The sequence below is a fragment of the Lysinibacillus sp. NPDC059133 genome (genome assembly GCF_042755925.1).
Lineage (GTDB): Bacteria > Bacillota > Bacilli > Bacillales_A > Planococcaceae > Lysinibacillus.
The window spans coordinates 90723-105455 of sequence record NZ_JBHZDH010000011.1 but is presented as its reverse complement, the minus strand read 5'-3'; the positions used below and the strand labels follow the sequence as shown (position 1 = coordinate 105455).

Annotated in this window: 10 protein-coding genes; all 10 read left to right on the top strand. The window is 38.3% G+C overall.

Going from position 1 to position 14733, the window contains the following annotated elements; genetic code table 11:
• The first annotated feature begins 22 nt into the window (after nt 1-22).
• The 10 genes from ACFXN8_RS08635 to ftsX all read left to right on the top strand — a co-directional run bounded on the left by ACFXN8_RS08635 (nt 23) and on the right by ftsX (nt 14659).
• Complete coding sequence (locus ACFXN8_RS08635; protein WP_386844338.1) at nt 23-1543, top strand: S-layer homology domain-containing protein; 1521 nt, start codon at nt 23-25, stop codon at nt 1541-1543.
• 1 nt (nt 1544) lies between these two features.
• Nucleotides 1545-2429, top strand: a complete 885-nt coding sequence (locus ACFXN8_RS08630) for a DUF4430 domain-containing protein (protein WP_386844336.1) — start codon at nt 1545-1547, stop codon at nt 2427-2429.
• The gene (locus tag ACFXN8_RS08625) at nt 2429-3310 is read left to right on the top strand and encodes an energy-coupling factor transporter transmembrane component T (RefSeq protein ID WP_386844334.1); all 882 of its coding nucleotides are present in this window, start codon (nt 2429-2431) and stop codon (nt 3308-3310) included. Before ACFXN8_RS08630 ends, ACFXN8_RS08625 begins: the two co-directional genes overlap by 1 nt.
• Complete coding sequence (locus tag ACFXN8_RS08620) at nt 3283-4935, top strand: ABC transporter ATP-binding protein (RefSeq protein WP_386844332.1); 1653 nt, start codon at nt 3283-3285, stop codon at nt 4933-4935. Before ACFXN8_RS08625 ends, ACFXN8_RS08620 begins: the two co-directional genes overlap by 28 nt.
• Complete coding sequence (locus ACFXN8_RS08615; protein WP_386844330.1) at nt 4914-5609, top strand: ECF transporter S component; 696 nt, start codon at nt 4914-4916, stop codon at nt 5607-5609. Before ACFXN8_RS08620 ends, ACFXN8_RS08615 begins: the two co-directional genes overlap by 22 nt.
• A gap of 809 nt (nt 5610-6418) precedes the next feature.
• Complete coding sequence (gene uvrB, locus ACFXN8_RS08610) at nt 6419-8398, top strand: excinuclease ABC subunit UvrB (RefSeq protein WP_386844328.1); 1980 nt, start codon at nt 6419-6421, stop codon at nt 8396-8398.
• A 7-nt stretch (nt 8399-8405) separates the two neighbouring features.
• Nucleotides 8406-11270 carry an excinuclease ABC subunit UvrA gene (uvrA, locus tag ACFXN8_RS08605; RefSeq protein WP_386844326.1) on the top strand — a complete coding sequence of 955 codons (2865 nt, stop codon included), beginning with the start codon at nt 8406-8408 and terminating at the stop codon, nt 11268-11270.
• Between the two features lie 360 nt (nt 11271-11630).
• Nucleotides 11631-12824 (top strand): DUF4097 family beta strand repeat-containing protein, encoded by a 1194-nt coding sequence (locus ACFXN8_RS08600; RefSeq protein WP_376071302.1) that lies wholly within the window; start codon nt 11631-11633, stop codon nt 12822-12824.
• A gap of 274 nt (nt 12825-13098) precedes the next feature.
• Nucleotides 13099-13785: a cell division ATP-binding protein FtsE gene (gene ftsE, locus ACFXN8_RS08595; protein WP_376071304.1), complete on the top strand. Its 687-nt coding sequence runs from the start codon at nt 13099-13101 to the stop codon at nt 13783-13785.
• Nucleotides 13775-14659, top strand: a complete 885-nt coding sequence (gene ftsX / locus ACFXN8_RS08590; RefSeq protein WP_376071307.1) for a permease-like cell division protein FtsX — start codon at nt 13775-13777, stop codon at nt 14657-14659. The genes ftsE and ftsX overlap by 11 nt, the downstream gene beginning before the upstream one ends.
• The last annotated feature ends 74 nt before the right edge of the window (nt 14660-14733 follow it).

Below are 14733 nucleotides of genomic sequence, written 5' to 3'. Positions count from 1 at the left end.
TTAGAGAATGGAGGTTGTTCAAATGAGAAAAAAATTATCGATGTTTATCATAGTACTTACTCTGTTACTTTCTGCTGTGACTCCGATCTCAGCACAGCAGTTATCAACTGTAGATGCTTATCGTACGAATGGTCAATTTATGGTGAATAAAGCACCAAACCCTTCTTTTGGCAATGAGTGGTTTATTATTGCACTTGCACGTGGTGAATACAATGTTCCAAAAGGCTATTACGACAAATATTATGAAAATGTTGTGAAACATGTACAATCGGTAAAAGGTGAATTACACAATCGTAAATATACAGAATATTCCCGTTTGATCATTGCGCTTACTGCTATCGGAAAAGATCCTACAAATGTAGGCGGCTACAATTTAGTCGATAAATTAAGCGACTTTGACAAAGTAGTATGGCAAGGTCCAAACGGTGCTTTTTTTGCATTAATTGCTTTAGATACATGGGGCTTCGAGCTACCTAAAACAGCAACAACTACACGCGAAAAGCTCATTAAGCACATACTAGCAAAGCAATTGCCTGACGGTGGCTGGGATTTATCAGGTGTAAAAGCCGATCCAGATATGACAGCAATGGCTATTCAAGCTCTTTCAACTTATCAAGATAGGGCAGATGTTAAAGCGTCCATTAATAAAGGTCTTGATGCATTGAAAAACTTACAAAGTGCTAATGGTAGTTACCAAAGCTGGGGAACGACAAACTTAGAAAGTGTAGCACAAGTTATTACTGCCCTTGCTAGTTTAAATATTGATGCCAACAAAGATCAGCGCTTTAATAAGTCATTTACGAGCTTTTTCACCTTCTATAATGCAAAAGATGGTGGCTTCAAACATGTATTAACTGAACCAGTAGCTAATGGCATGGCAACAGAGCAGGCATCTTATACATTAGCCGCGTATAACCGACTACTTGCGGGCAAAACAAAGTTATATGATACATCTGATAAAAAGCCCAATAAACCATCAACACCATCTCCCCCTACAAAAGTGAGCTTTAAGGATATTCAAAATCATTGGGCAAAATCTGATATCGAAGCCGCAGTAGTTAAAGGATTATTAAAGGGCTATGAAGATAATACATTTAGACCAAATAACAATTTATCCCGTGTACAGGCTGTATCAATTTTAGTTCGCGCTCTTCATTTAACAAATTCCGGAAATGCACCGTTCACGGACATTAGTTCCTATAATGATGAAACAAAACAAGAAATTGCTGCGGCTTACGAGGCAAATTTATTAATGGTCAAGTCAAATAAGTTTTCACCTTCCTCTCCTATTTCACGTGAGGAATTAGCAGTTATGCTTGCAAAAGCTTATACACATAAAACAGGTAAGTCATATATACCAAAAAATATCGCATCTTTTAATGATATTGCAAAGTTATCAAAGGAATCTCAACAAGCAATTACATTCTTATATGATTTTGAAATTGCACAGGGCGCAAACGGCTCGTTTAATCCAAATGATTTTATTACACGTGCACATGCAGCTAAAATGTATGTTAATTTCTTAAAGGTAGTTGAGGAATAATATGAAAAAAAGTTTATATTTCTTACTAGTATCGTTTCTAGCTCTATTTTTAACAGCATGTAATATTCAGACAGTTGAGCAATTCGAGCAAATGGAGGAGCAGGAACGGAGTGCGGATGCCCATCCTTCTTCTGAACAACCTGAAGCTAAAGAACAAACGCCCTCAGTAGAAGATGAGACCGCTGAGGAAAAGCAGAAAGTAGAGGAGCCTGAGTCAGATGAGAAGGCTTCGCTCGAGGGAGAGGAGAGAGCATCTCATCAAAAAGTAGAAGGGCAAAAAGCACAGCAAGAAACGAAAGAAGTAAAGCAACAACCAAAACAAGAAGCTGAGAAAAGTCAAGAAGTCGCAAAATCACCAAGTACAAAAACGAATCAGTCTACAACAAAACAAGCTGATGATAAACAAAAAGCAAATACAGTTACTCCAACAACAGAAAAGCAGCGACAGCCAGCACCTAAAAAACGAACTGTTACAATTGCAATTCGTGTTGATACATTACTAAAGCATTGGGATAAGTTAGACGCCTCTCTACAAAGCGAGAAATACGTACCCAAGAACGGCATCATTTTAAAGACAACAACATACGAGTTGCTTTCAGAGAAGGATACTGTTTGGGACGTGCTACAGCGTGCAACGAAGGAGCATAAAATTCAAATGGAATATCAAGGAGCCAACGAAAATATTTATAACAGTGTCTATGTAGAGGGTATTAATCATTTATATGAATTTAGTGCTGGTGAATTAAGTGGCTGGATGTATAAAGTAAACGGTGTTTATCCGAATTATGGCTGTAGCCAATACGTATTAAAAGATGGCGATGTTATTGAATGGAACTATACAGTCGATTTAGGGCGTGACTTAGGACATTATTGGGATGGTAACTAATGAAGGCATTTGAAACATTTCACCCTATCGTACTTTTTTCTTTTTTTGTCGCTTCTATCGGCTTGTCTATGTTTTTTGTGCATCCAGTCTATTTAGCTATTACAATTTTCTCAGCTATAAGTTTAAATATAGCTTTACGCAGACAGCTTTTTTTTAAGGACTGGAAGCTATATGTACCTCTGTTTTTCTTAATGGCGATTATTAATCCAATGATTAGCCATAATGGTCAGCTCGTATTGCTTTATATAAATGGCAATGCACTTACTGTAGAGGCAATTATGTATGGTATCGCAATAGCCACAATGATTATAGCCATTATGCTATGGTTTAGCTGCTATAATGACCTGATGACATCAGATAAGTTTATTTATTTGTTTGGAAAAGTGTCGCCAGCATTATCACTAACATTGTCGATTTCATTGCGATTAGTTCCACGCTTTAGGCGTCAACTCGCTCAAATTGTACAAGCACAAAAAGTGATTGGGATGGATTATACAGCTGGCTCCCTATGGCATCGTATCAAATGTACAGTGCGTATTTTATCTATTTTGATTACTTGGGCATTGGATAATGCCATTGAAACGGCGGATTCTATGAAAGCTCGTGGCTATGGTGTCAAAAAGCGAACTGCCTTTTCTCTTTTTATTTTTGAGCGTCGAGATGGCGTCGTTTTGGCAATGATTATATTGCTTTTTCTTAGCAATTTAGTGGCAAGTTTTATTGGCACAACGACATTTTATTTTTATCCAACTTTCGGAGAGATTAAATGGGATTCTGTAAGCATTCTATTTTATAGTAGCTATTTTATTCTACTCACTATTCCAGTAGCTATCGAAATCAGGGGGGCATTAAAGTGGCGATCGTTAAAATCGACAATGTAAGCTTTACTTATCCGAACGAAGAAAATCTTGTATTAAAAAATATTAATTTAGAAATTCAGCAAGGCGAATTTATCGTGCTAATAGGACAATCAGGCTGTGGGAAAAGTACCTTGCTGCGCCATTTTAAACGAGAATTGCATCCTCATGGAACGATGACAGGTGCTATTTTCTACAAAGACTGTGATTTGGAGCAGCTAAATGCTGAAGTCGCTGCGGCGGACATCGGATATGTGTTTCAAAACCCTGACAACCAAATTGTAACAGATAAAGTATGGCATGAGCTTGCTTTTGGACTGGAGAACTTAGGGATAGATTCACCAACCATTCGCCGTAGAGTAGCTGAAATGGCCAATTTCTTTGGCATCCAAAAATGGTTTCATCATAAAACAACCGAGCTTTCTGGTGGTCAAAAGCAGTTATTAAACTTAGCATCCGTTATGGTGATGCAGCCAAAACTGCTACTGCTTGATGAGCCAACATCGCAATTAGATCCAATTGCTGCTTTAGAGTTTATTCAAACATTGCATCGACTAAACAAAGAATTAGGTATTACCATAATTTTAATTGAGCATCGACTGGAAGAAGTGTTACCTCTAGCTGATCGCGTACTTATTATGGATGAAGGTAGGATCTTATTGGACGGTTCACCTAAGGAAATTTTAAAGGGTTTACCAGAAAATCATGCCATGATTACAGCATTACCTGCGGCAACGAAGATTTTCCACCTACTGAACGGTACGGGACCGATCCCTCTTACTATTCGTGAGGGACAACATTGGCTAAGTAACCAACCATACAGTTTTGCTCCCTTGAATACACTTCTTACAATATCCTCGGTTAAAACAGATATTGTATTAGAGGCAAAAGATATTGCTTTTCGATATGAAAAAAAGGGTACGGATATTGTTCATCATTTTAATTTGCAGGTGAGGGAGCAGGAATTTTTAACGATAATAGGTGGAAACGGTACTGGAAAATCTACAGTTCTTTCTATTTTAACGGGGCTACAAAAACCTTACCATGGCAAAATACTCTTATTCAATAAGGCGTTAAAAAGCTATAGTAATAAACAATTGTACCAACAATATATAACCTTATTACCGCAGGATCCAAAAACATTATTTGTACAAAAAACGGTGCTTCAAGAGTTAGAGGATATTGCCCATTTACATAAAGTAACAGATGGAAAGGTTCAAGAAACGATTCAATTGTTTACATTGACTCATTTATTAAATCGGCATCCGTATGATTTAAGTGGGGGTGAACAGCAGAAGCTAGCACTCGCAAAGCTTTTGTTAATAGAACCTAAAATTTTGCTATTAGATGAGCCAACAAAGGGTCTTGACGCACATGCAAAGGAAGAACTCGCAGACATATTAAAAGATTTACAAACTAAAGGTATGACCATCATTCTGGTGACACATGACATTGAATTTTCTGCACAACACAGCAGTAGATGTGCGCTATTTTTCGACGGAAGTATTGTATCTGAAGGTGAGCCACGAGCATTTTATAGTGGAAATAATTTTTATACAACTGCAGCACATCGAATATCAAGAGATATATTGAGCAATGCCATTACTTGTGAGGATGTAGTTACCTTATGCCAAGAAACATTCGTTTAATTATTTCACGCATTGTCATCCTTGTGTTAATTCCACTTACTTTATATGCGGGCATTACAATATTTGCTGACCGAAAATATTATTTTATTTCGATTGTCATTATGATTTTAGCATGTGTGCCGTTCTTCCTATCATTTGAGCGTAGAAAGCCCCAGCCACGGGAAATTTTAATCATAGCAGTGATGTCTGCTATATCAGTGGCAGGACGTGCTTTATTTGTTGTTACACCTGGTTTTAAGCCTGTGGCAGCTATTACAGCTATTACAGGGTTTTCACTTGGTGCGGAAGCTGGCTTTTTAACAGGAGCAATTTCTGCATTAGTATCGAATATGTTTTTTGGACAAGGTCCTTGGACACCATTCCAAATGTTTATGTGGGGAATGATTGGTTTTATTGCTGGTTTGCTAGGTAAAACTGGTATGATGCATAAAAAAATATCGCTTGTATTATTTGGAATCTTTGCAGGTGTATTCTTTTCATTTGGCATGGATATTTGGGGAACAATTTCAATGTACGGTGTTTTCAGCTGGAAAGCTTACGCGCTGGCACTAACTTCTGCCGTACCTTTTATGATAATCTATGCTGTGTCTAATGTGATTTTTTTACTATTGTTAGCTAAACCATTTAGAGAAAAACTAGAGAGAATAAAAAATAAATATGGGATTTTACAATAGATCTTTGTAGTCAAAAATTGATTATTTCATAGTCACTAGCTACAAAGGAGTGAAGATGAGAGCCCAGTAAGTGAAACAGATCCTCATTGTTAGAAACAATTATATCAACAGGCAACTTGTAAATGTGAGTTCGGTAATATACCGGACTCATTTTTTAACTTCTTTTAGCAAATCTTTCTGTGTAGTGAAAGCAAAGCGTCAGCTACAAATGTTTTGTGTAGCGAAAGCAAGGCGTCAGCTACAAATGTTTTGTGTAGCGAAAGCAAGGCGTCAGCTACAGATGTTTTATGTAACGTAAGTGAAACGTCAGTTACAAAAGTCTCCCATCCCTATAAGTGGTGAGATCCAAGCTGATCAGTTCTACCGGTAACCCGAGCTGTTATTCAAGCTAGCTGATCAGTTCTACTGGTAACCCGAGCAGTTTTTCATTCAAGCTGATCATATCTCCAAGCAACCCGATCAATTCTTCGGTCTACCTGAGCACATTTCTCCCCCTTAGATTCAATCTCCCTAGACTCCGCCTGCATAACCCTTTAATAGACCTGAACCTGACGAGCAATTCATCACCAAACAGTGAAATTCCTGCTTATATCATCCCATCCCATCCCGATTAGTTAACATTTGGAAAGGGTAATCTATTTATAGGTAGGTTGCAATTAACTATTTTGGTACATACGTTCTATAGGATTCATCACAAATATAGAAAATGAAAAAATATTTACAAACATTCGTTCGTTAAATGTTCGAAATTTTAATAATGCTATGCTAAAATATATGTATCAAATTGGTAGGAAAGGACGGGGACATGCGTGCAAACATTTGATTTACAAGCGCCATATACGCCTAATGGAGATCAGCCACAGGCAATTGTGGAATTAGTGGAGGGTGTACGTGCAGGTAAACGTCATCAAACATTACTCGGTGCAACAGGAACAGGAAAAACGTTTACGATCTCTAATGTCATTAAACAGGTAAAAAAACCGACACTTATTATGGCACATAATAAAACACTAGCGGGTCAATTATATAGTGAATTTAAAGAGTTCTTCCCTAATAATGCAGTTGAATACTTTGTCAGCTACTATGATTACTTTCAGCCAGAGGCCTATGTACCGCAGACAGATACTTATATCGAGAAAGATTCAAGCATTAATGATGAAATTGATAAGTTGCGTCACTCTGCAACATCTTCATTATTCGAGCGTGATGATGTCATTATTATTGCATCCGTGTCCTGTATTTATGGTCTAGGTTCTCCAGAAGAATATCGTGAAATGGTCCTATCGGTGCGGACTGGAATGGAAATTGAACGTAATCAGTTGCTTCGAAAATTGGTCGATGTACAGTATGAGCGTAATGATGTGAGTTTTACACGTGGTACGTTTCGGGTACGTGGTGATGTAGTGGAAATATTTCCTGCATCCCGAGACGAACAATGTATCCGCGTGGAATTTTTTGGGGACGAGATCGATCGAATTCGCGAGGTGGATGCGTTAACTGGTGAAATATTAGCGGATCGTGATCATGTAGCTATTTTCCCAGCATCCCACTTCGTTACGCGAGAAGAAAAAATGCGAAAAGCCATTGAAAATATTGAAAAAGAGTTGGAGGAGCGTCTAGCTCTTTTACGTGCAGAGGATAGATTATTGGAGGCACAGCGTTTAGAGCAACGTACTCGTTATGATTTAGAAATGATGGGTGAAATGGGCTTTTGCTCAGGTATCGAAAACTACTCGCGTCATTTAACATTGCGTGAAGCGGGGGCAACCCCATATACGCTACTTGACTATTTCCCTGATGATTTTTTACTTGTTGTCGATGAAAGTCACGTTACTTTGCCACAAGTTCGAGGGATGTATAACGGTGACCAAGCACGTAAAGGTGTGCTAGTTGAGCATGGCTTCCGTCTGCCATCAGCACTAGATAACCGCCCTTTACGTTTTGAAGAATATGAGAAACATATACATCAAGCTATTTATGTATCGGCAACACCTGGCCCGTATGAGCTTGAGCATACTCCGGAAATGGTGCAGCAAATTATTCGCCCAACTGGGTTGCTTGATCCACAAATTGAGGTACGTCCTATTGAAGGGCAAATTGATGATTTAATCGATGAGATTCAAGGTCGTATTGCTCGTAATGAACGAGTGCTCGTGACGACATTGACGAAAAAAATGTCAGAGGATTTATCAGCTTATTTGAAAGAAATGGGCTTAAAGGTAGAGTACTTGCATTCAGAGATTAAGACGCTAGAGCGAATTGAAATTATTCGCGAGCTACGTAAAGGTACTTATGATGTTCTAATCGGCATTAACTTATTGCGAGAAGGGCTAGATATTCCAGAGGTTTCTCTTGTGGCGATTTTAGATGCTGACAAGGAAGGATTTTTACGTTCAGAGCGTTCATTAATTCAAACGATTGGACGTGCCGCACGTAATGCTAATGGTCATGTCATTATGTACGCAGATAATATGACGGATTCGATGAAAAAGGCAATTGAGGAGACGAAACGTCGTCGAACACTACAAATGGCGTATAACGAAGAGCATGGCATTACACCGAAAACGATTGTTAAGAAAATTCCTGATGTTATTCGTGCGACACAGGTAGCAGAGGAAGAAGAGACTTATGTAGCGAAGGCAACAAAAGGTAAGAAGCTGACGAAGGCGGAAAAAGAGCAGTTACTTGCTTCGCTAGAAGTAGAAATGAAGGAAGCAGCAAAAGCACTCGATTTCGAACGTGCTGCTGAGCTGCGCGATACAATATTTGAATTGAAGGCAGAAGGGTGAATGGCTTGTGAAAAATACTGAAATAGTCGTGCAAGGCGCACGAGCACATAATTTAAAAAATATTAATGTCACAATTCCACGTGATCAACTAGTCGTGCTAACAGGTTTATCAGGCTCAGGGAAATCATCATTAGCGTTTGATACGATTTATGCCGAGGGACAACGCCGTTATGTAGAATCACTTTCAGCCTATGCCCGTCAATTCCTTGGTCAAATGGATAAACCAGACGTCGATGCGATAGAGGGATTATCCCCTGCTATTTCAATCGATCAAAAAACGACGAGCCGTAATCCACGTTCGACAGTTGGGACAGTAACAGAAATCTATGATTATTTACGTTTGCTATATGCGCGCATCGGTAAACCTATTTGTCCAAATCATGGCATTGAAATTACTTCCCAAACGATTGAGCAAATGGTCGATCGTTTATTAACTTATCCAGAAAGAACGAAAATGCAGTTGCTTGCCCCAATGGTAGCAGGGCGTAAGGGAACGCACGTAAAGCTACTTGAGGATTTAAAAAAGCAAGGCTTTGTTCGAGTACGTATCAACGGGGAGCTACGTGATTTAGATGATTCGATTGAACTTGATAAAAACAAAAAGCATTCAATAGAAGTTGTCATCGATCGTGTTGTGATGAAGGAAGGTGTCGCGGCACGTCTTAGTGATTCCTTAGAGACAGCATTACGTTTGGCAGATGGGCGAGTACTTGTCGATGTGATGGAACATGAGGAATTATTATTTAGTGAGCATCATGCTTGTCCATTATGTGGATTTTCAATCGGGGAGTTAGAGCCTCGTATGTTTTCATTTAATAGTCCATTTGGAGCTTGTCCAAGTTGTGATGGTTTAGGCTCGACACAAGAGGTAGATCTTGATTTAGTAGTACCCGATTGGGATCGAAGTTTATTAGAGCATGCGATAGCACCGTGGGAACCGACAAGCTCTCAATATTATCCACAGTTATTAAAGGCTGTGTGCGATCATTATTCTATCTCAATGGATGTACCCGTAAAGGATCTTCCGAAAGAAAAGATGGATAAAGTTTTATATGGTTCTGGTAAAGATAAAATCCACTTCCATTATGAAAATGAATTTGGCAATGTGCGAGATCAAATGATTGAATTCGAAGGTGTTGTACGTAATGTGGAGCGCCGTTTTAAGGAGACAACGTCTGATTACGTGCGTGAACAAATGGAAAAATATATGGCGCAGCAAGCATGTCCATCTTGTAAAGGATATCGCTTAAAGACTGAAACATTAGCTGTAAAACTAGCAGATAAGCATATTGGTGAAGTTACACAGTATTCCATTCAGGAAGCTGATACATTTTTCAAAGAGCTGGATTTATCAGAAAAGGATATGAAAATTGCTCGACTTGTTTTACGCGAAATTGAAGAGCGACTTGGCTTCCTTGTCAATGTAGGGTTAGATTATTTAACGTTAAGTCGAGCGGCAGGAACACTTTCAGGCGGAGAAGCGCAACGAATTCGCCTTGCGACACAAATCGGCTCACGTTTAACAGGTGTGCTCTATATTTTAGACGAGCCATCAATCGGCTTACATCAACGTGATAATGATCGTCTTATTAGTACACTGCAAAATATGCGTGATATTGGCAATACGCTTATTGTTGTCGAGCACGATGAAGATACAATGTTAGCGGCGGATTATCTCATTGATGTTGGTCCTGGTGCAGGTGTACATGGTGGTCAAATTGTAGCGGCAGGAACACCGCAGGAAGTAATGGAAAATGAAAAGTCATTGACGGGGCAATATTTAAGTGGCAAGAAGTTTATTCCACTACCAATTGAGCGACGCAAACCGAATGGACGCAAATTATCGATTAAAGGTGCCAAGGAAAATAATCTTCGAAATGTGAAAGCGGATATACCACTTGGCTTATTCGTTGCCGTAACAGGGGTTTCTGGATCAGGTAAATCAACACTTATAAATGAAATTTTATATAAATCGTTAGCTCAAAAGCTAAATCGTTCAAAGGTGAAGCCAGGAGAACATAAAGAGGTAACGGGGATGGAAGAGCTCGAAAAGGTTATTGATATTGACCAATCACCAATCGGTCGTACACCTCGCTCTAACCCTGCTACGTATACAGGCGTTTTCGATGATATTCGAGATGTTTTTGCAACAACAAATGAAGCGAAGGTACGTGGCTATAAAAAAGGTCGCTTTAGCTTCAACGTTAAGGGAGGTCGCTGCGAGGCTTGTCGTGGTGACGGTATTATAAAAATTGAAATGCATTTCCTACCAGATGTTTATGTGCCATGTGAAATCTGTCATGGGAAGCGTTATAACCGTGAAACACTTGAAGTGAAATATAAAGATAAGAGCATTGCGGATATTTTAGATATGACGATTGAAAACGCAGTCGTATTCTTCGAAAATATTCCGAAAATACAGCGTAAGCTACAAACAATTGTGGATGTAGGGTTAGGCTATATGAAATTAGGACAACCTGCCACAACGTTATCTGGTGGTGAGGCACAGCGTGTAAAATTAGCCTCTGAATTACACCGTCGTTCAACGGGTAAATCATTCTATATTTTAGATGAGCCGACAACGGGCTTACATGCACATGATATTGCACGTTTACTCGTTGTTTTACAGCGCCTTGTAGAAAATGGCGATTCAGTGCTAGTCATCGAACATAATTTAGATGTCATCAAAACAGCAGACTACATTATCGATTTAGGACCTGAAGGTGGAGACAAAGGTGGTACGATTGTGGCGACAGGTACACCAGAAGAAGTAGCTGAAGTCAGTGGCTCTTATACAGGTAAATATTTAAAGCCAATATTAACAAGAGATCGTGCGCGTATGGAAGCTGTTTTAGCCAAGGCTTCTCAATAAAGTCCATAGACTCTAAAAAAGTTCGCATATTTCCTAAGGGGATTTGCGAACTTTTTTACGATAGGGGCATACTACGCAGGTGGATGTCGATAAAAATCAAAAGTTGGGTGATAAAACGTGGAAGTTAGTCGATAAAAATCAAAAGTTGGGTGATAAAACGTAAAAGTTAGTCGATAAAGATCAAAAGTTGGGTGATAAAAATCAAAAGTTAGATGATATTATATTAAAACGGAAATCAACCCCACGTTATGGTAATGAGCCTAAAAAAAGATATATTCCCAATTTTTCATTTTTTGGTGAAACTTTTCACAATACGTTTCGTATAAATAATATAACGAACTGAGGGAGGCTATTTTAATTATGCAAAATGAACGTCAACGAATTTTAGAACTTGTGGAAAAAGGTACAATTTCAGCGCAAGAGGCGATTACATTATTAGAAGCATTAGAGCAACCTAGCAAGTCCACTCAACATGTTATGAATGATGTGTCAAATGAGGACCAGCATTCCTCAACAGAAAAAGAGTCAGTATTTAAAGATGAAAGTCAAAAGGATCAACAAACACAAAAAGATGAAGATTTCTCTAAATATTTCCAAGAAGAAATGCGAGATTTCCGTAAAGATTTATCACAAATAGGTTCACTCTTTATGGATATGATGAATACGGCAGTAAAAAAGGTCAAAGAATTTGATGTAACTTCTCCATTCGGTGATAAATTCGAATTTACACATACGGAAGAAGTAGCAGCTGAACATGTAGAAAAAATAATTGCTGAATTACCGAATGGCAATTTTTCAATAGAAACTGCTGAAGGGGATAGCTTCCAAGTCATTTGCAAGGTAAAGGCACCTCTTGTTAATGATAGTGAAGAGGAAACACGTGCTAATTTCCTAGAGCAATTTGTTGTCAAGGAAGATGGCGATTCACTACGAATTTTAAGTCAACTTAAGCTTGTGCAAGTAAATGTTAAAGTACTTGTTCCAAAGGATAAATTAGAAAAATTATCAGTACGTTTAATGAACGGAAGCGTTACTTTACAGGATACGGATTTCGAACATTTAAAAGTAAAGACATTAAACGGTGCGATTAAAGGCTCTAAGTTTAACTTTGGCAAGGCAGAAGTAGATTCTTCTAATGGTTCAATTGAATTAACAAATGTTCGTGGTAAAGATTTAGAGGCTGAAACATTAAATGGCCGTGTCTATTTAGATGGCGCATTGGATGAAGTTGAAGCAAAATCGGTTAATGGACATGTTGTAGTCACAACTTGCTCTACTAATTCATCGAAAATCAAAGCACAAACAGTCGCAGGAGCTGTTGAATTGTATGTACCACGTACAATCTCGTTAAGCGGTAAAATTGTTACGAATTTTGGTAAAATAGATGTGGGCATTCAAGATGCCTCGAAAATTGAATCACAAGATCAATTTTTATCAAAAGTAGTACGTTTTGATAAAGAAGTAGAGAATGCTAATCGTCTATTTATCGAAGGTGAGTCTAAAACAGGTGCAGTTTTAGTACGCTATACAACGACTGACGAGCAGCATGTTTAAGTAACTCAAGCATTCAGGCTATGTAAACCAACATAGCTTGAATGCTTTTTTACTGCTTAAAAACTTTAGCAAAGCAGAAATCGACTTTCCTCTAATGGGCTCGATTGCTGTTTTTTTGTATGTCGAGTTTATAATACTTTTATGGCAATCAGATAACGAAATAGCAGGAACTACCACGGAATGAAATGAAACTGTAATAAAAAAGGTAGAAATAGAGTGTTATAATAGGTAGCGAAATACCTCTTACACGGTAAGAGATTTAGGTGGTTTAAATATGATAGAAATGAAAAATGTGACAAAGAAGTACCCAAATGGTGTTGTTGCGACAAATGGGATTTCCGTTAATATAAAGCAAGGTGAATTTGTCTACGTTGTAGGTCCAAGTGGAGCAGGTAAATCTACATTCATTAAACTAATGTATCGCGAAGAAAAAGCTACTTCGGGAGAAATCACTGTTAATGGAATAGATTTAGCTTCATTGAAAAATAAAAAGGTACCTTTTTTACGACGTCAAATCGGAGTGGTTTTCCAAGATTTTAAACTTCTACCTCGTTTGAATGTTTATGAAAACGTAGCGTTTGCATTAGAAGTAATCGAGGAGGACCCAGTGGAAATTCGCCGTCGGGTGATGGAGGTTCTAGAGCTCGTGGGGCTGAAGCAAAAGGTAAGAATGTTCCCTAATGAACTGTCAGGTGGCGAACAACAGCGTGTTTCGATTGCACGATCGATTGTAAATGTGCCGAAGGTCGTTATTGCGGATGAACCTACTGGGAATCTTGACCCTGAGACATCTTGGGAAATTATGAATTTGTTTGAAGAAATTAATGCGAGAGGTACAACTATAGTAATGGCAACACATAACCGTGAAATCGTAAATAAGATTCGTCGTCGAGTAATTGCAATAGAAGGCGGATTGATTGTCCGTGATGAGCACGGAGGTGACTACGGCTATGACATTTAATACGTTAAAACGTCACTTCAGAGAAAGTGTAAAGTCTCTTGGCCGTAATAGCTGGATGACTATTGCCTCCGTAAGTGCAGTAACAGTTACATTAATATTAGTAGGCGTCTTTGCGCTTATTATGATGAATTTAAATAAAGTAGCATCTGATTTAGAAAACGATGTTGAAATAAAAGTGTTAATTGATGAAACAGCAGATAAAGCTGATGAAAAAGCGCTCATGGCAAAAATAAAGAAATTACCAGATGTCGAAGAGATGACCTATTCGACAAGGGAAAATGAATTAAGCAAATTAGTAAAAGATTTTGGGGACGATTTTAAACTATTTGAGCAAAGTAATCCATTACGTAATGTTATTTATGTGAAGGCTTCAGATCCTCAGCAAACAGCTACTGTTGCTAAAACAATTGAAAAATTTAATTATTCATATGACGTTATGTATGGTGAAGGCAAAGTAGAAAAGCTGTTTAACTTCTTAAATATTAGCCGTAACGTAGGGATCGTGCTTATTTTAGGATTATTATTTACAGCGATTTTCTTAATTTCTAATACGATTCGAATTACCATCATTGCACGTCGTGATGAAATAGAGATTATGAAACTTGTCGGAGCAACGAATTCATTCGTACGTATCCCATTTTTATTAGAAGGAATGTGGCTCGGAATTTTAGGTTCTATTATTCCGATTGCGGTCATCGCAACCCTTTACCACAATGTATATAAAATTATTGCGCCTCGATTAAAAGGCGAACTTATTCAAGTACTTGATTTCTCACCTCTTGTGTACCAAGTAAGCGGTCTACTATTACTGATTGGTGTGCTAATCGGTATTTGGGGAAGTTTCATGTCAGTACGTAAGTTTTTAAAAATTTAACTTTCGTTAGGCTTCACACTAAGTTACGTTAGGCAGAACGAACATCAACCAAAATTAATAGTCGAAAAGGAGTT